This is a genomic window from Bacteroides stercoris ATCC 43183 (assembly GCF_025147325.1).
Classification (GTDB): domain Bacteria; phylum Bacteroidota; class Bacteroidia; order Bacteroidales; family Bacteroidaceae; genus Bacteroides; species Bacteroides stercoris.
Map to the genome: position 1 here is coordinate 2,326,342 of NZ_CP102262.1, position 17,980 is coordinate 2,344,321.

17 protein-coding genes are annotated in these 17,980 nt (G+C 50.1%); 7 read left to right on the top strand and 10 right to left on the bottom strand.

All coding sequences use genetic code 11. From position 1 onward, the window contains the following. Window positions 1-31: 31 nt before the first annotated feature. The 5 genes from NQ565_RS09470 to NQ565_RS09490 form a co-directional block, all read right to left on the bottom strand. Window positions 32-1,150 carry a DUF4468 domain-containing protein gene (locus NQ565_RS09470; protein ID WP_005652686.1) on the bottom strand — a complete coding sequence of 373 codons (1,119 nt, stop codon included), beginning with the start codon at window positions 1,148-1,150 and terminating at the stop codon, window positions 32-34. A gap of 11 nt (window positions 1,151-1,161) precedes the next feature. Then, window positions 1,162-1,893, bottom strand: coding sequence for an MBL fold metallo-hydrolase (locus NQ565_RS09475; protein WP_005652685.1), 732 nt, complete (start codon window positions 1,891-1,893; stop codon window positions 1,162-1,164). A gap of 80 nt (window positions 1,894-1,973) precedes the next feature. Then, on the bottom strand, window positions 1,974-2,678 hold the full coding sequence (locus NQ565_RS09480; protein ID WP_005652683.1) for a pirin family protein: 705 nt from the start codon (window positions 2,676-2,678) through the stop codon (window positions 1,974-1,976). A gap of 91 nt (window positions 2,679-2,769) precedes the next feature. After that, window positions 2,770-3,771 (bottom strand): 2-hydroxyacid dehydrogenase, encoded by a 1,002-nt coding sequence (locus tag NQ565_RS09485; RefSeq protein WP_005652680.1) that lies wholly within the window; start codon window positions 3,769-3,771, stop codon window positions 2,770-2,772. Between the two features lie 84 nt (window positions 3,772-3,855). Then, a complete protein-coding gene (locus NQ565_RS09490) occupies window positions 3,856-4,203 on the bottom strand; it encodes a hypothetical protein (RefSeq protein ID WP_005652677.1) in 348 nt (115 codons plus the stop codon). Window positions 4,204-4,300: 97 nt separating this feature from the next. Here NQ565_RS09490 and NQ565_RS09495 point away from each other — a divergent pair, with 97 nt between their 5' ends. Then, window positions 4,301-5,635, top strand: coding sequence for an OmpP1/FadL family transporter (locus NQ565_RS09495; RefSeq protein ID WP_005652676.1), 1,335 nt, complete (start codon window positions 4,301-4,303; stop codon window positions 5,633-5,635). Between the two features lie 122 nt (window positions 5,636-5,757). Here NQ565_RS09495 and NQ565_RS09500 read toward each other — a convergent pair whose 3' ends face one another. After that, entirely contained in the window at window positions 5,758-7,041 is a 1,284-nt protein-coding gene (locus tag NQ565_RS09500) for a DcaP family trimeric outer membrane transporter (RefSeq protein WP_005652674.1), read from the bottom strand. 175 nt (window positions 7,042-7,216) lie between these two features. Here NQ565_RS09500 and NQ565_RS09505 point away from each other — a divergent pair, with 175 nt between their 5' ends. The 6 genes from NQ565_RS09505 (at window position 7,217) to NQ565_RS09530 (ending at window position 14,178) form a co-directional block, all read left to right on the top strand. Continuing rightward, window positions 7,217-7,897 (top strand): queuosine precursor transporter, encoded by a 681-nt coding sequence (locus NQ565_RS09505; RefSeq protein WP_005652671.1) that lies wholly within the window; start codon window positions 7,217-7,219, stop codon window positions 7,895-7,897. Window positions 7,898-7,928: 31 nt separating this feature from the next. After that, window positions 7,929-8,582 carry a 7-cyano-7-deazaguanine synthase QueC gene (gene queC, locus NQ565_RS09510; RefSeq protein ID WP_005652670.1) on the top strand — a complete coding sequence of 218 codons (654 nt, stop codon included), beginning with the start codon at window positions 7,929-7,931 and terminating at the stop codon, window positions 8,580-8,582. Window positions 8,583-8,634: 52 nt separating this feature from the next. Next, a complete protein-coding gene (gene queF / locus NQ565_RS09515; RefSeq protein ID WP_005652668.1) occupies window positions 8,635-9,090 on the top strand; it encodes a preQ(1) synthase in 456 nt (151 codons plus the stop codon). Between the two features lie 236 nt (window positions 9,091-9,326). Next, on the top strand, window positions 9,327-11,624 hold the full coding sequence (locus NQ565_RS09520) for a TonB-dependent receptor (protein WP_005652666.1): 2,298 nt from the start codon (window positions 9,327-9,329) through the stop codon (window positions 11,622-11,624). A gap of 47 nt (window positions 11,625-11,671) precedes the next feature. Further along, on the top strand, window positions 11,672-13,072 hold the full coding sequence (locus tag NQ565_RS09525; protein ID WP_005652665.1) for a DUF4374 domain-containing protein: 1,401 nt from the start codon (window positions 11,672-11,674) through the stop codon (window positions 13,070-13,072). Between the two features lie 5 nt (window positions 13,073-13,077). Beyond that, window positions 13,078-14,178 carry a PepSY-associated TM helix domain-containing protein gene (locus NQ565_RS09530; protein WP_005652662.1) on the top strand — a complete coding sequence of 367 codons (1,101 nt, stop codon included), beginning with the start codon at window positions 13,078-13,080 and terminating at the stop codon, window positions 14,176-14,178. Between the two features lie 257 nt (window positions 14,179-14,435). On the opposite strand, the gene NQ565_RS09535 is transcribed toward NQ565_RS09530, so the two are convergent. The 4 genes from NQ565_RS09535 to NQ565_RS09550 all read right to left on the bottom strand — a co-directional run bounded on the left by NQ565_RS09535 (window position 14,436) and on the right by NQ565_RS09550 (window position 17,944). Next, entirely contained in the window at window positions 14,436-15,314 is an 879-nt protein-coding gene (locus tag NQ565_RS09535; RefSeq protein WP_005652658.1) for a PfkB family carbohydrate kinase, read from the bottom strand. 80 nt (window positions 15,315-15,394) lie between these two features. Next, window positions 15,395-15,970, bottom strand: coding sequence for a ferritin family protein (locus NQ565_RS09540; protein ID WP_005652656.1), 576 nt, complete (start codon window positions 15,968-15,970; stop codon window positions 15,395-15,397). A gap of 154 nt (window positions 15,971-16,124) precedes the next feature. Further along, complete coding sequence (locus NQ565_RS09545; protein ID WP_005652653.1) at window positions 16,125-17,021, bottom strand: helix-turn-helix domain-containing protein; 897 nt, start codon at window positions 17,019-17,021, stop codon at window positions 16,125-16,127. Between the two features lie 23 nt (window positions 17,022-17,044). Further along, on the bottom strand, window positions 17,045-17,944 hold the full coding sequence (locus tag NQ565_RS09550; protein ID WP_005652651.1) for a helix-turn-helix domain-containing protein: 900 nt from the start codon (window positions 17,942-17,944) through the stop codon (window positions 17,045-17,047). Window positions 17,945-17,980: the final 36 nt, after the last annotated feature.

The following is a 17,980-nucleotide window of genomic DNA, read 5'->3' on the forward strand; positions in this document are numbered from 1 at the left end:
TGTTGTTACTTTTTTAGGTTTATATATCGGTTTATTTAATTTTTGCTTTCAGGATTTCGCCGATGTATGTACGCGGCATACCTTCTATCGGGGCTTGTGACGGCACTTTCTTACATTCCAGAATGACGGAAGGCTCTGTCTGTCCGTTGGGATAGAAGCGTACGGTATAACTCTGGGCTGCTTCCATTTGTGCATAAGGCTGTTCCGGTGACAGAATGGTGAAGATTACCGGCTTGTTGCCTGCTATCTTGCCTAACGAGCCGCCGGCATTGGCAGTCATCATCGTCATATTGAAAGGTTCTTCGCCAATTACAATCACCAGCTTGCCGTTGCCGGTTTGGATGGCATCGGCGGGAACTGCATCCGGGGCTACCTCTTTATAGGCGTTCTGTGCAGCCTGTACATTGGTTTGCGGTGCGGCGGCAACCGTAACCGTAGCCGTAGCCGGTGTTGTAGCGGTGGCCTTGGGAGTCTCTACTGTAACTTGCGTTTTGGGGGCAATTACCGTTGTACCCGAATTGACGAGCGCCTTTGTCTCTTTCTTTTCTTCTTTCTTTTCCTCTACAGGAGCTTGGGCGGCGGTGCTGGCGCTTAAGGCTTCCGTTACCTCAATGCAGAGGGCATCGACGAAGTCCACAGTCTTTCTGCGCCATTTGGCAAGTCCGCGCACCAGTTTGGTTTGAGACTTGTTCAAGGCGTACTTGTCGGTAATCCATTCTTCGGCGGTATATTTCTCTTTTCCTTCGCGGTAGTTGAAACGTATCTTCTCTACTTCAAAAACACATTTTTCCGGTTGGCAGGTGACGGTGAGCTGATAAAGAATTTTCGTTCTGTCCAGTGACAATGCGGTGGAGCTGAACACAATCCATTCGTCGCCGATGCCTACAATCTGTCCTTTCTCCTTGTCGGAAAAGACTACGCGGCTGTTATTCCCGTTCTTTGCCAGACGTGCATCCATCCACCTCAACAGGCGGGAGTAGATTGTGTCTTGAGACATTCCGGGGATACTGAAATCTTTGGTGAATACTACCTTGCCGTCCACTTCCGGAACAGCGCCGGCCAGATATTTACTGTCATCCCTCTGGGCATGCAGCAGGGCAGGCATGCAAAGGCAGAACAGCGCAATAAGAACCTGTGTTAAATTTTTCATAATGCTATGTTTTATTTAGTAATGTCAAAACTCTCACCCCGGCAGGAGATTGTAAGGAAACGGCAACCCCGGCTTTCGGCAAAGGTGCGGAAAGCGTTACCGCCCCGGTAATCCTCACCGAAGTGCATAGGTGCAAATATAGCGGTTTTTATCCGTTCCACGAACTGTTCCGCACCGCGCATGTAATCTTTTCCGATGCGGCTGTCCACCGGAAACATGGCTATATCTACCCGGGGAGCCTTTTGTTGCAGGTTCTTTATCTCTGCAAGAAAGTCGCCTTCCGCCTTGCGTATCTCCTGCGGAGTAGACTCTTCGCTCCAATGCCAGTTGTTCAGGTCGCCGGCATGGAACAGGCGGACGCCTTGCAAATCTATCAGGAAAGAGATGCCTACATCGGTGGAGCCGAAGGCTTCGATACGGATATTTTCGTCTTCGTAGACATCCCCCTTATTTATGTAAACGGCATCTTCCGCCGTGGCACGCCGGTGTTTCAGAATATCTTTGGAGAAGATATACCGGATATCGGGCCGCTGTTCCTTCCATGAAAGGATGTCGCGGTTGAAATGGTCGGGGTGGAAATGCGAGGAAAGCACGTAGAGCGTTCTCGGCTTCTTTAGCAGATGGTCGTGTACGATCCCCCGGTCCGGCGCCTCTTCCGAGGAGTCTTTGTAGTAATCGATAATGACCGTTATTCCGTCCGCTTCAATCGCGAAGCCGCTGTGGTAAATATAATCAAGTTTCATTGTACGGTTTCAATTATAGCGCAATATTACAAAAAACACCACACAAACTTCCGGTTTGGCTGTTATTTTATGCAAAAGTCCTACATCGGGACTTCAATCAGCAGGATATGCGAATCTTGCAGCGTTTCCAACTCAAAACTGTCGGTTTCGTATACTCCCATACCGTCGCGGCGGGACAGCACTGTGCCGTCTACCTTTATTTCGCCCTCTATGAGGAAGATGTACACGCCGGCGTGCGACTGGTGCAGGTGATATCCCAGCTTCTTTCCGGCCTCGACTTCTCCGATGGAGAACCATGCCTGTTGCAGCATCCCGGCAGGAGCATTGCCGTCGGGCGATACGATAAGCGAAAGCTTGTTCTTGTGCAGATAGGGACGGATGTCATAATCCTGATAGGCGGGCGGGGTATTCAGCTTTTCGGGTATTACCCAGATTTGGAGAAACTCTGCCGGTTCGGTATCGCTTCCATTCATTTCGCTGTGGTAGATGCCCGTGCCTGCACTCATGGTCTGGATGTCGCCTATGGTGATGGTACGGCTGTTTTGTTTGCTGTCGCCATGCTTCAGCTTGCCTTTCAGGGGAATGGAGATGATCTCCATGTTCTTATGCGGATGGGTTCCGAAGCCTTTTCCCGGAGCTATCCGGTCGTCGTTCAGAACGCGCAGGGCGCCGAAATTCATGCGGCGGGGGTTGTAATACTTGTCAAAACTGAATGTATGGCGGCTGTCGAGCCAGTCATACGAAGAGCGTCCACGGCTTTCGGCTTTGTCTGTTACTTTTTTCATAATCTGTCTTTTTAGTGGTTTATCTGTGTGTAACAAGCAGGCGGGCCTGAAAGTTTGAGCCGTGGATGATTAATGTTCTATAAACGCTTTTTTACAGTCTGACCTCGTTTTCCAGTTTCTTGTGTTCCATGAAGTCCTTTATATTCATCAGGGTAGTGGATGCGATGTTGGCAAGGGCTTCACGCGTGAAGAATGCCTGGTGGGAAGTCACGATTACATTATTGAATGACAGCAGGCGTGCCAGCGTATCATCGTCGATAATCTTGTCCGACCGGTCTTCGTAGAAATATTCGCTCTCTTCCTCGTACACATCCAGCCCGGCAGAACCGATTTTCTTGTTTTTCAGTCCTTCTATCAGGGCATTGGTATGGATGAGCTGTCCCCGGCCGGTGTTGATAATCATTACGCCGTCCTTCATCTTACTGATGGAGTAGTCGTTAATCAGGTATCTGGTCTGCTCCGTGAGCGGGCAGTGCAGGGAGATGATGTCCGAGCTGCGGTACAGTTCGTCCAGCGTGGTGTATACCACCTGGTGCTCGCGGGCGAAATTGTAGTCGGGATACAGGTCGTAGGCGAGGATGTTCATGCCGAAACCGCGCAGGATAGCGATTAACTTCTTGGCTATTTTACCTGTGCCGATGATACCTGCCGTTTTGCCATACATGTCGAATCCCAAAAGGCCGTGCAGGGAGAAGTTGCCGTCGCGTGTGCGCCAGGTGGCGCGGGGTATCTTCCGGTTGAGGGAGAGCATGAGGGCAACGGTGTATTCCGCTACCGCGTAAGGGGAGTAGGCGGGGACGCGCACCACGGTGATGCCGTTTTCCGCTGCCGCTTTCAGGTCTACATTATTATATCCGGCGCAGCGCAGGGCAAGGAGTTTCACTCCGTTTGCCGCCAGTTGCCGGATAACTTCCGCGTCGGCAGTATCGTTTACGAAGATACACACGGCATCCACGCCCTGCGTCAGTATCACGTTGTTCAGGTTGAGGTGTCCTTTGTAATAGCGGAGTTCAAAACCGTATCCGCTGTTTTTTTCATTGAATGAAGCCTCGTCGTAGGGCTTGCTGCCGAAGAATGCAATAGTATATGCCATGAGATTTTAAGTTTTGGTGAATATTCGCAGGTTATTAAGTGTGCATGACGGATGCGCTTCGTATAAGTGCACTTTCTGCATTTGTTAAAAGGCGGCATGCACAAAGAATATAACGTGCGCAAAGGTAAGAATGTTCGGGATATATCCGGCAGGTTGTGCCCATAATCTGTTATCCGGATGATGAGTGCCGGCGATAGCAAGCGCTATGTTGTTCCGACACGGAGAAAGTTTTGTTCCGTCATGGTGGAACGGAACTTTCTCCGTGGTGGAATGAAATTTACCCCATGGTGGAACGATTTGGCATCGGCTGCTTTTCCCTTTGGGCATAGGGGCAGTATATGCAAGCGGCAGGGACGGCAAATGGAGCAATCCCTTGTCTGTTTCAGCATGAATATTGGTGAATGTTTCAGTAGAAACTGTTGATTTTTTCAATTAAATTCTTCGGTTCTCCTAAATTAAATGCGCAAAATTGTTATTTATGTGCAATATTATTGTACCTTTGCGCCCGAAAACAATAAAAAAGATTTAGATGAGAAAAATTTCTTTGATTAGCATTGCGATGTTAATCGTTTCAATTCCAACTTTTGCAGGAGGTCTCCTGACAAATACAAATCAACACCCTGCCTTTCTTCGTATGCTGTCGCGCGGCGCAAACACCACCAGTGTGGATGCTGCCTTGTCCAACCCTGCGGGTCTGGCTTTCCTGCCGAAAGACGGGTTTTATACATCCTTGAGTATTCAGAGTGCGTTCCAGACAAGAAATATCGATGCTTCGTGCGAGGCTTTGGGGCTGGACAAATATTATGAAGGCAAGGCTTCTGCGCCTGTCATTCCCAGTGTGTTTGCCGCTTATAAGAAGGGCGACTGGACCATCTCCGGTTTCTTCGGCATTACCGGTGGAGGCGGAAAAGCTTCGTTCGATGACGGCTTGTCCATGTTCGATGCCATGGTGATAGGCGGATTGCTGCAACAGGGTATTCCGGGCAAAGCCTATACACTGAACAGCTACATGGACGGCAAGCAGTATATCTACTCCGTGCAGTTGGGGCTGACCTATAAGATAACGGACTGGCTGTCTGCCTTTGCAGGCGGGCGCATGAACTACTTTACGGGTGGTTACAAAGGTGCGCTGAATGCCAGTGCGGCCGTTGATTTGCCTTTGCCCACCGGTGGGGCGATACCCGTTGGAACCGAGCTTATCGGCATCGACCTGGATTGCAGCCAGACCGGTTGGGGATTTACTCCGGTTATCGGTTTGGATGCCAAGTTCGGCAAACTGACGATTGGTGCGAAATACGAGTTCAAGGCCAATCTGAATATTGAAAATAACACGAAGATAAATTCGCTACGTATGATAGGCGCTCCCGAAAGTGAGCTGGAGGACTACAAACACGGTGTAAATACGCCGAACGACATTCCCGCCATGCTTTCGGTGGCTGCTGCCTATGAGTTCCTTCCTGTGCTGCGCGCATCGGTGGAGTATCACTTCTACGACGATAAGAACGCAGGCATGGCAGGTGGCAAACAGAAGTTCCTGACGAAAGGGACAAACGAGTATCTGGCCGGTATAGAGTGGGATGTTATCAAAAGACTGACCCTGAGCGGCGGTGTGCAGTTCACCGATTATGGTTTGTCCGATGACTATCAGAGCGACACAAGTTTCTCGTGCGATTCCTACTCGCTGGGTGTAGGTGCGAAGTTACAGCTTTCGGAAAGAGCCGATTTGAATGTGGGCTATATGTGGACCAACTATGAGGATTATACCAAAACCGGTCAAAATTATCAGGGCACAAATCTGCCCGGTACAAACGTGTACAGCCGTACCAACAAGGTATTCGGCCTCAGCATAGACTATCGCTTCTGATCTTTCATAATCCTTTATATACGTAAGAGAGGATGTGTCGCAAATTCGGCTGGCACATCCTCTCTTTGTCTTATGCCTTTAGGGCTTTTATTTCTTTCCTTTTACGGATTTCCGTGCAGGTTTCAGAAGGAATATTGCACCAGCAGGTTCATGCGGTTGGCATGGTTGGTGGAATTGTCGAAGTTCGTACGCCAGCCGCGCAGATACTCCGCACCTACCTGCATGTTTGGGGTGACATTCCAGAACAGGTTTGCTACGAAATATTGTCCATAGCGGTAAGTGGACGGTTCGTTGGCAGGATACCCGTTTTCGGAATAGAGGCGTGACATGCTGTATGTGCTTGAAAGGAACACTTTCGGACTGATGTTGTATTGCAGTCCGGCATACCAGCCCAGCATCGGCAATGCTTGCATTTTGCCTGCTTCATCGGGATTGGGAACGATGTCCACGTTCAGGTTGCTGAGGTCGTTCAGGTATTGCCCGATGCCTTTCCCGTAGGTGGCTTGCCCGAACACCTGCCATTGTTTGCCCAGATTGAAGGTGGTGGATGCCTGTATGCCGAAGCCGGTAACGGCATGCGCCTTGTCGCTCAGGGTGCTGGTGTAGGTCATGCTGCGGATAAGTCCGCCTACGCGCACATGGCTTTTGCTGTTCCAGCCGTACTGCGCATAAGCGGTGAAGTCGGGCATGCGCTGTTGTGCGATGTCAAGCTCGTTGTTGGTTGTGCCGTCTACCGCAGGCACTTCGACAGAGGCGTTGAAACGGAAGTTTTTCAGCCCTTTGTAGGTGTATGACACTTGGGTGGCGCGGTAAAAGGTGGCTCCGTTAGGCCCCTGGAAGTCGATGGTGGAAGGCATTGCGCCCAGGTCCATGAAGCCGCCGTAGGTGTAGCCTACCGTCACGTCGCGGAAAGACACGTAGGCATTGCGCAGTTGGAAGCCTTTGTTGGAACCGTTGCGGAAGTTGCCGGCGGTGTACACCACGAAGTCGCCGAGAATCTTGGTATGCCCCACCAGTTTCAGGAAAATGGTGGACGTGCTGGCATCCATTTGAAACTGGTTTCTGATTTTGCTCCCGTTGGGGATGTAGGCGGGGATAAAGTCGATGTTGTCGACGATGCCGCCGAAGTCGTACTCTGCCGTGGCGCGTACATAGCCGCCGATGCCCAGGGCGAACTTCCCTTTTCTGTCCGTCAGCAGGAAGCGGGGCGCCTGCGGTTCGTGGATGTAGGGCATTTGCGACTCGTTCATGATGCGGATTATCTCGTCGCCCGCTTTGTCTATGGTGACCAATACGACACCTTTGGGAGACTCATCCTCGATAATCACTTTTTTCTGTGCGTGGACTGCGAGGGCAGACAGTGCCGCACCGCACAACAGAAACATTGTTTTTAAGATTGTTTTCATTTAAGTTAGGTTTTGGTGAATGTGCTTTGAACAACTTAAATTTAAAATGGTTTTGCAGTCATCGGAAGAAAGCGTATCTTTGCACCCGATTTAACAAGAGTGAAATCATTAGTTACATGTATGATGCCGCGAATAGCGGTCGTGTATTCTAGAACACCACGTAAAAAACAGGAATATGAAGCAAAAAGTATCTGTACCCTTTATGCTGCTGGGCATTCTGTTCAATGTCTGTCTGATAGCGGCCAATCTTCTCGAGACAAAAGTAATCCAGGTTTTCGGCATTACCGTTACTGCCGGACTGTTAGTGTTTCCCGTTTCTTATATCATCAACGACTGCATTGCCGAGGTGTGGGGCTTCCGCAAGGCGCGCCTGATTATCTGGAGCGGCTTCGCCATGAACTTCTTTGTGGTGATGTTGGGACTGATTGCCGTGGCACTGCCTGCCGCTCCCTTTTGGGACGGGGCGCCCCATTTCAACTTCGTGTTCGGTATGGCGCCGCGCATTGTTGCCGCCAGCCTGACGGCATTTCTGGTAGGTTCGTTTCTGAACGCCTACGTCATGAGCCGCATGAAAGTGGCGAGCGGCGGACGTCATTTTTCCGCACGTGCCATCTGGTCCACGGTAGTGGGCGAGACGGCCGATTCGCTGATATTCTTTCCGGTGGCGTTCGGAGGCATTATCGCATGGCAGGAATTGCTGCTGATGATGTGCACCCAGATTGTACTGAAATCCATGTACGAGGTGATAATACTGCCGGTGACCATCCGGGTGGTGAAAGCCATTAAAAGGATAGACGGTAGCGATGTCTACGACGAGGGGATTTCTTACAAGGTGTGGAAAATCAGTGAAATTTAAGTAGTAGAGGTTGTCATAAATATATAATAAGGTGAATAAAGAAGCAGCATTGGTCGTATTCAGCGGTGGGCAGGATTCGACAACTTGCCTGTTTTGGGCAAAGCGTGAGTTCAGGAAAGTATATGCGTTGAGCTTTCTGTATGGGCAGAAGCATCAGAAGGAAGTGGAGCTTGCGCGGGAGATAGCGCGTAAAGCGGAAGTGGAGTTTGAAGTAATGGATGTTTCCTTCATCGGCAAGTTGGGGCATAATTCGTTGACGGACCCCGATATGGTGATGGACCGGGAGAAGCCGGCAGACAGCGTTCCGAATACCTTTGTGCCGGGGCGCAACCTGTTCTTCCTCAGCATTGCCGCCGTCTATGCCCGCGAAAAGGGTATCAACCACATCGTGACGGGTGTGTCGCAAACGGATTTCAGCGGGTATCCCGATTGCAGGGACGCATTTATCAAATCGCTCAACGTAACGCTCAACCTTGCCATGGACGAGCAGTTCGTACTCCATACTCCGCTGATGTGGATTGACAAAGCCGAGACTTGGGCGCTGGCGGATGAACTGGGAGTGCTCGACCTGATTCGTCATGAAACGCTGACCTGTTACAACGGCATTCCCGGCGACGGCTGCGGACACTGCCCCGCATGCAAGCTCCGCAGAGAGGGGCTGGAGAAGTATCTGGCGGGAAAATGACGAATGTATTATACCACAAAGGAAACAGAACCGATTATAAACCGATTGTAATATGACCGAATTAAAAGACCAACTTTCCTTATTAGGAAGAAAGACAGAGTACAAGCAGGATTATGCTCCCGAAGTGCTGGAGGCATTCGACAACAAACATCCCGGTAACGATTACTGGGTACGTTTCAACTGCCCGGAGTTCACCAGCCTTTGCCCGATAACGGGACAGCCCGATTTTGCGGAAATCCGCATCAGCTACATTCCCGATGTGAAAATGGTGGAGAGCAAGAGTCTGAAGCTCTATCTCTTCAGTTTCCGCAATCACGGCGCTTTCCACGAGGATTGCGTCAATATTATAATGAAAGACCTCATCCGTCTGATGAATCCCAAGTACATTGAGGTTACGGGCATCTTCACCCCGCGCGGCGGCATCTCCATTTATCCCTATGCAAACTATGGACGTCCCGGCACGAAGTACGAAAAAATGGCGGAACATCGCTTGATGAACCGCGAATAGAATGGTGGAATATACCTATCAATAGCGATTGCGGGTGTGATACTTTCTTAGCATGGCGTTGGTATAATTACCTAAAAGAGGTGATTGTGAGGTTGCTTTTTTCTAATGACCTTTGCATACGGTATTAGTAACAACTTAACAATCACTTCAAATTGAAAACAGCCATATTTAGTTTATTATTTTTCTTCTTGACGGCATGTGCCTTTCCTGTATATGCGCAGAGACCGGGCAAGACGATGATTTCAGGTAAAATCCTGTCTACGGAGAAAGAAGTCGTGGATTTTGCAACGGTCTATCTGAAAGGGACCGGTTACGGGGGAATAACCAATCAGGAAGGTATCTATCATGTGAGTGCGCCTGCGGGCGACTATACGCTGGTGGTGTCGGCCGTCGGTTATAAAACCGTAGAGAAACCGGTGACGCTGGTCAGAGGGCAAAGGGTGAGGCAGAATGTCACAATCACCCCCGAAACTCAGCAACTGGACGAAGTAACGGTGGTATCGACGGGCGTGAGCCGTGTCAAGCGGTCGGCATTCAACGCCGTGGCAGTGGATACGAAAGAGTTGCAGAACACTACCAGGAACCTGAGCGATGCACTGACCAAAGCGCCGGGAATGAAACTGCGCGAGTCGGGCGGGGTAGGGTCGGACATGCAGCTCATGCTGGACGGCTTCAGCGGGAAGCATGTAAAGGTCTTTATAGACGGCGTGCCGCAAGAAGGCGTCGGAAGCTCTTTTGCGCTGAACAATATCCCCGTGAATTTTGCCGACCGCATCGAGGTGTACAAGGGCGTAGTGCCGGTGGGATTCGGTACGGATGCCATCGGCGGGGTTATCAATATCGTTACGAACAAGAAACGCCGCCGCTGGTTTCTGGATGCGTCCTACTCGTACGGTTCGTTCAATACGCATAAGTCCAACGTGCACTTCGGGCAGACTTTCAAGAACGGTTTTACGTACGAAATCAACGCGTTTCAGAACTATTCGGACAATGACTACCGCATCGACTCCCCGGTGGAGGACTTTGAAACGGGCAGGATAGACCGTGACAAGAAGGTGCGCGTACGGCGCTTCAACGATACTTACCACAATGAAGCGGTTATCGGCAAGGTAGGCGTTATCGACAAGAAGTGGGCGGACCGTTTGATGTTCGGTTTCACTTACTCCAATATGTACCAGGATGTACAGACCGGCGTGCGGCAGGACATCGTGTACGGACAGAAACACCGCAAGGGACATTCGCTGATGCCTTCGTTGGAGTATAACAAGCGCAACCTGTTTGCGAAGGGACTGGATGTAGTGCTGACCGTCAACTACAACAAGAACCTGACGACCAATGTGGATACCGCTTCCTATAAGTACAACTGGTACGGGGAAAGGAAGCCGCTGAACTCTCCCGGAGAGCAGTCCTACCAGCACTCGCGCGCCGACAACAATAACTGGAACGGTACGTTTACCGCCAATTACCGCCTCGGCAGGGTGCACACGCTGACGTTCAACCACGTGCTGAATGCTTTCAGCCGTTCCAATACTTCATTGCTTGCCAAAGAAGAGCAGTCGGATGCCATTGCCAAGGAGACCCGCAAGAATATCTCCGGCCTCTCTTACCGCCTGATGCCGTCCGAAGACTGGAACTTATCCGTATTCGGCAAGTATTACAACCAGTTTGTCGCCGGACCTGTGGCTACGGATGCCAATCAGAACGACTATGTACGCACCACCCGCAGCGTACATTCCGTAGGCTATGGAGCGGCGGGCACTTACTTCATCCTGCCGGGACTGCAAGCCAAGCTGTCCTATGAAAAGGCCTACCGCCTGCCCACCATCGAAGAGATGTTCGGCAATGAGGACCTGGAAATGGGCGACATCGGCATCCGGCCGGAGAACAGCGACAACATCAACCTGAACCTGAGCTATAACAAGACTTTCGGCAAACATTCCGTGTACGTGGAAGGCGGCTTTGTCTACCGTAACACCAAAGACTACATCCAGCGCAACATCACCGACCTGAGCGGCGGCAAGTCCGCAGCCACTTACGTCAATTACGGCAAGGTGCTGACGAAGGGATATAACATCTCCGCCCGCTACGGCTTTGGCAGGTGGTTGAGTGTGGGCGGCAACTTCACGCAGATGAACGTGTGCGACAATATGAAGACTTCCATATCCGGCAGTGCGGAGAATATAGCTTATAAGGAACGCATGCCCAACCTGCCTTATATTTTTGCCGATTCCGATGTGACCTTCTACTGGCGCGACCTCTGGAAAAAAGGCAATGCGCTGACTGTATCTTACGACAACCAGTACTTGCACAGCTTTACCTATTATTCTTCCAAAATCGGTTCGAACAAGGGCGACTACGTGGTTCCGAGCCAGTTCTCCCACAACCTGAGCCTTTCCTACAGTCTCCGTAGCGGACGCTACAACCTCTCGTTCGAGTGCCGGAACTTTACGGACGAGCAACTGTACGACAACTTCAGTCTGCAGAAAGCCGGACGGGCATTCTATGGAAAGGTGCGCGTATACTTCGGCAATTGAAACCATGAATCAATAACGATTAGTGTAATATAATAAAACAAAACAACATGAAAAAGAATCTTTTATCAGCCGTACTTCTCACTTCTGCGATGGCAGGAACGGCATTGACATCCTGCACGGATACGGAGGTGCCGGGCGGTGGAAACAATAATGGAACCAAAGGCGATTTCGTGATCGCTTCCTCTGTCACCGCTTCGAGCAATACGACTAACGTATTGCTGACTTCCAAGACTTTGGACGAAGGCTCTGTTTCTACCATCAACAACGGACTCGTCAACGACGGCGCTTCCCAATGGGTGTTCTACAAGAACCGGTATCTCTATGGACTGACTTACAATCAGGGAAGTGCCGGAACCACCCGTTCTTATATCATGAACTCCAACCACGAAGTGCAGGCGCGTTCGGGAGAGTTTGCAGTGAAGAGATTCACTACCTACGGCATCTACGATAAGTATATCATAACCGCCTCTACCGGTGACGGACCTGCGGAGTATGCCGACGGCAACCTGTATCTGCCTAAAACCTTCCTGCTCTCTTACCTGGATGTAGCGGACGAAACCTTCAACACCAACGATACGAAAAACAAGGCCTACCAGTCCGAGAATTTCCTGGGCAACGGCGAGTTCGTGACATTGGCCGGAATTCAGGAGCATAACAACAAGATATACAGTGCAGCCGTTCCCATGGGGCTGAGCCAGTATGGCGCTGCCGTAGACGGCGGTAAGTATATATTGCCGGGCAATGAGGATTTGGTAAAGACCGAAGACGGCGGTTCCAACAGCAGCTCGTATAAGAAAGGTGAATTGCAGTGGACACAGTATCCCAATGAATGCTGGGTGGCAATCTTTGATGATGCTACGATGATAACGAAGAAACTTATCAGTACGGATAAAATCAGTTATGCCTGCGGCCGTTTCAAATCCCAATATTACCAGACTATCTGGGAAGCCGGCAACGGTGATATTTACGTATTCTCTCCAAGCTATGCCAAGACGATGAAGGATGCCCGCCAGCAGACAGTCTTGCCGGCAGGTGTGGTACGCATCCCCAATGGCCGGGAAGACTTCGACAGCTACTACTGCGACCTGGAGAAACAGAGCGGCGGAAAATCCTTCCTGCGTTGCTGGCATATTGCAGATGATTATTTCCTGTTGCTGATGTACGACCGCCCTCTGACGGAGACGGGCTTTGAAGCCAAAGAACTGGCTGTGTTCAAAGCGGAAAGCAAGAAACTTACCTATGTCACCGGTCTTCCGTCGGCAGACCTGATTTCCGGCTTCGGCAACACTCCGTATACGGAGAACGGTTATGCCTATATGGCTGTGACTACCACCGACGGCCATCCGGCTGTTTACAAGATAGACCCGTCCAGCGCCACTGCCACAAAAGGTGTTACGGTAGAGGCTACGCAGATTACAGGTATCGGCAAGTTGAGCCCTCTTAACTGACTGCAATGAAGAAAGCATTTCGTAAAATACATCTGTGGCTGTCTGTCCCTTTCGGGCTGATTATTACGGTTATCTGCTTTTCGGGAGCTGCGCTGGTATTTGAAGACGAAGTAATGGAGCTGTGCAGGCGCGACCTCTATTATGTGGAAAAGGTAAGCGGCGCTCCGCTTCCCGTGGAATACCTGATAGAGAAAGTCTCCGAAACACTGCCGGACGGTGTTGCTGTTACAGGCATCTCCATCTCTTCCGATGCGGAACGTGCCTGTCGGGTCAGTCTGTCGAAACCGCGGCGGGCATCCGTTTATGTAGACCAATATACCGGTGAGGTAAAAGGCAGGTATGAGCGTGCGCCGTTCTTCCTCACCATGTTTCGCCTGCACCGCTGGCTGCTGGACAGCATGAAGCCGGACGGCGGAATATTCTGGGGCAAGATGGTTGTGGGGGTAAGTACGCTGATGTTCGTGTTCGTACTGGTTTCGGGCATTGTCATCTGGTGGCCCCGCACAAAGAAAGCCCTGAAGAACAGCCTGAAGATTGTCGCCGATAAAGGCCGGTTCCGCTTTTGGCACGATTTGCACGTGGCGGGAGGCATGTATGCGCTTGTCTTGCTTCTGGCAATGGCGTTGACCGGGCTTACATGGTCTTTCCCCTGGTATCGCGCAAGCTTTTATAAGGTATTTGGAGTAGAGGCCAAACAAGGGACGGGGCATCACGATGCCCCGCAAGCGGCTGCTACTTCATATGCTTGCTGGCAACAGGTTTATGAGGAACTGAAAGAACGTAACAACGGCTATAAACAGATTACGGTTTCCAATGGTTCTGCCACCGTATCTTTTGAACGTTTCGGCAATCAGCGGGCTTCCGACCGTTATACCTTTAATCCGAGCAACGGCGAAATCACCGGAACCGCCTTGTATAAGGATGCCGATGCTTCGGGCAGGATACGCGGCTGGATATATTCCGTGCATGTGGGCAGTTGGGGAGGTATGTTTACCCGTGTACTGACATTCATTGCCGCATTGCTGGGCGGAACGCTTCCGCTGACGGGCTATTATCTGTGGATACGGCGTATCGGCCGCAAGGCTAAAGCCGCACCGAACCGATAAGGGCAGCTCTTTGCTCTACCTATAATTTGTATCTCTTTCAGGCCTTACTTTGCCTGCATCCTTTTCTCCGGACGTGGCTAAGGTTTCGGCAGATATGTTCCCCACCGTGAAACAAACCGTTTCCCGGTGGGGAACGACTTGTTCCACGGCGGGGAACTTTTAGTTTCTCCTGAGGAAACTTCCGTTTCCATCAGGGGAAATTATTGTTTTCATCAGGGGAAACCGAAGTTTCTCCTTAATGAAACGTTTGTTGTCTTTTATGCAGGATTGATTATCCTTCTGATTTCAGCCTCTGTTCCGCAGAATGGTCCGTGTGTTTGCAGCTTGATGGTGCACATGGCAGCGGCAAAGCAGCCTGCTTCCCGATAGGATGCGCCTTTGTTCCGCATATACAGATAACCCACCATATAAGTATCTCCGCATCCGGTGGCATCCACTATCTGCAGGGCGGAGTAGGCGGGAATTTCATGGAACTGTCCTTTGGCATATATCAGCGAACCTTTGTCTCCCAACGTCAGCAGCACTTCTTTCACACCCCAGTCTACAATGAGCAGGGCGGCTTCGTGAGGCTCTTTGCAGCCGGTAAGGACTTCCATTTCGGTTTCGTTGGCCTTTAAGATATGGATGTGCTTCAGGGCTTCTCTCTTTTCCGGCCAGTCTACGGGCAGCACCTTTTCATTGTCCACCTTGCGCAGGAACCCCTGAACGTCTACCGATAGCAGGCCTTTGCCCGACAGGTATTTGATGACGTCCAATGAAAAGTCGTCGGCAAGCAGACTGCCCAGGTGGATAATCCGTGCATTGACGTCCTGCAGGCCTTCCATTGTAAACGGGTCGGCCTTTGCCGTGACGCGTTGCGTACGTTCGTTCTGGTTTTCTCCGTATATGTTTTCAAAGCAGACGGAACGGGCACTGGGCAGAGCCTTTACCTCAATGCCTTCTTTCCGTATGTCTTCCACAACGTTCATCTCCGTGTGGGCAAGGGATGTGACCAATAAAAAGCCGTTCGGGTCGAGATGCTTGATGGCATGCGCAAAGTAAAAGGAAGTGCCGCCCGGCATGTATATCGTGTTCTTGGTGGTAACTATCTTGTCTTGTGTAATATAACCGATGCAGCATAAATCGTGTACACTCATTGTTCCCTATTGTTTTGATTCGTTTATTTGTAATTTTGCTGCAAAGGTAATGAATTATTGAGAAAAACGGTAATACTTTGTCAGTCCAGTATCTTCTTCATGAGTTCGTCATACTTCTTGTCGTTACCTGCCATGACCTTCAGTTGCCGGGTAAGCAGTTTGAGGTGAAGGCTTTCGTCCGCAATCAGTTTTGTCAGCAGCTTGCGGGCAATGTCTGCGGTTGGTGTACTTGCGGTAATTCGTTCCTTCACCGACTTGTAGAACCCGATAGTGGCCACTTCCGAATGCGCGGCGAGGATGAGCGCTTCGACGGGTGTTTCGCCTATATTGACGTTCTTGCTGTCATACGGTTTGGGAAGTGTACCGCCCAGTGCTACGATGGCGTCCCGTATGTGTGCGTAATGCTTCATTTCCACCAAGGCGATGCCCAGCATCAGTTCGCCGATTTCATCTTCAAAGACGGCTTCCTGCTGGGTATATTGCAGGATAGCGGTAATTTCGGAATACTCCGCATTTTCTATGGCAGGATAGAACCATTCGGGCTGTACGCCGTCATTGGGTTTCATGTCATCGGGCTCCACCCATTCCACATCCTGGTTCGAATACTTTAGCACATCCACCAGGGCATCCGCCATTTTATCCACATAATTAATCATATCAGTTAAGTTTTAGAGTTATGTGGGGGACAACAATCGGTAAAGGCACTTGGTTTGGAGTATTTTAAAATATTCGGGAATGTTTGCAGTATATTCGTGCGATTTAACCGTTTGTGGCGTTTGTTTTGTGCCAATGCCGGCAAGATAATCCTTTTTAATTCTGGGCATATTTATATTCCGTCGGTGTCATTCCCGTTATCTTCTTGAACAGGCAGGTGAAGTGCTGTGAGTTTGCATATCCCAGCTTCCTGGCTGTCATGCCGACCGTATAATCCTTGTTCCGCAACATCTTCTTAGCCATGTCCAGCCGCATCAGTTGAAAGTATTCGTGCATGCTTTTTCCGGTCTCGAACTTGAGCAGGTCGCGGAAATAGCAAGGTGACAAGTGAAGAGCGTCTGCACAATATTCTTCTGTGGGCATCGCACCGCCTTCCAGCCTGCCGGACAAGATGTATCCGTTCAGAAGTGAATGGATTTTGTGCAGAATTATTTTATTGGCCTCGCAACGGGTAATGAACTGGCGTTCGTTGAAGCGCGCACAATAATCCAGCAATAGCTCGATATGGCGCGATATCAAAGTTTTGCTATGGCGGTCTATGGCATGCCGAAGTTCTTCTTCGATATTGTGGATGCACTCTGTGATTTTCATCTTTTCGCGCGATGAAAGATGCAGCGACTCGTTCGGTTTGTAGAAAAAGAAGGAATAGTCTCCGATGTGGTTCCCCAATGCAGTGTGCGCCATTAAATCCGGATGAAAAGCCAGCATTCGCCCTTTTGGAGCAAGCATATTGTCTATATCCAGCTTAATGGACTCGCCCGGCGTACGGAATATCAGTGTGGCGTTGGAATAGTCGTAGTATTTGCGTCCGTACATAAGTTTTCCGGCTTCCCCTTCTATCAGGATAATCGTATAGAAATCACATCGGATGGTACGCTGCTCCAGATTGGCTTCGGATAGGTCAACGACACTTACCAACGGATGCAGCGTCTTGCAGCCCATACAACAGTTACACTGATGTACGGTCTCTATATTCAGTATTTCTTTTTTCATAAGGATAATCTTATCGGTATCCTTTATATTTGCAGCTTTCTGTATTCTCCGGGTGTGTATCCCGTATTCTTCTTGAAGATGCGATTGAAATGCTGCGAATATTGGAATCCCAGTTCATAGGCAATCTGGCTGACCGTCTTTTCCGTTCCTGCAATCATCTCTTTGGCTATGTCAATCATTCTGGTTTGGATGTATTCCTGTGCGCTTTTTCCGGTTTCTTTCTTTATCAGGTCACCGAAGTAGTTGGGTGACAGGAACACTTTGTCGGCGAAGTATTTTACGGAAGGCAGTCCGTCCGTTTGCGGTTTGTCGCTTTGGAAATAATCGTCGAGCAAGGCTTCGAATTTTACCAGTACGCTTTTGTTGCTTTCCGAACGGGTAATGAATTGTCTTTCGTAGAAGCGCATGCAGTAATCCAGCAGCAGTTCGATGTTCCGTGAAATCAGACGTTTGCTATGCTTGTCGATCGGATGTTGGAGTTCCATTCTTATTTTCTCCAGACAATCTGTGAATATGCTTTTTTCTTCTTCGGATAGGTGCAGGGCTTCGGCCGAGGCGTACGAAAAGAATGAATAATGTTTGATGTCTTGTCCTAAAGAAGTTCCTTTAATCAAGTCGGGGTGAAACAGCAGGCCGTGGGCGTTCGGCCGTACTCCTTGCGGCATGTCCACCTCAACCACCTGTCCCGGGGCAAAGCTGGTGACCGTTCCTTCCTGATAATCGTAAATCTGCCGGCCATAACGGATGTCTCCGCATTTGACGTTTTTCAGGAAAAGGGCATACACCCCGTAGTTCATCGTGAAATGCGTTGGAAATCTGGTGGCTTCCGACAGGTTTACCACACTTACCAGCGGGTGTAGTGTTTCGAGTCCGAAGAGTCGGTTGTATTGGTCTACCGTGTCCAGTTTAATAACTTCTTTCATAAGGTATTGTTCTTTAGTTCTACGCAAATGTAGAGA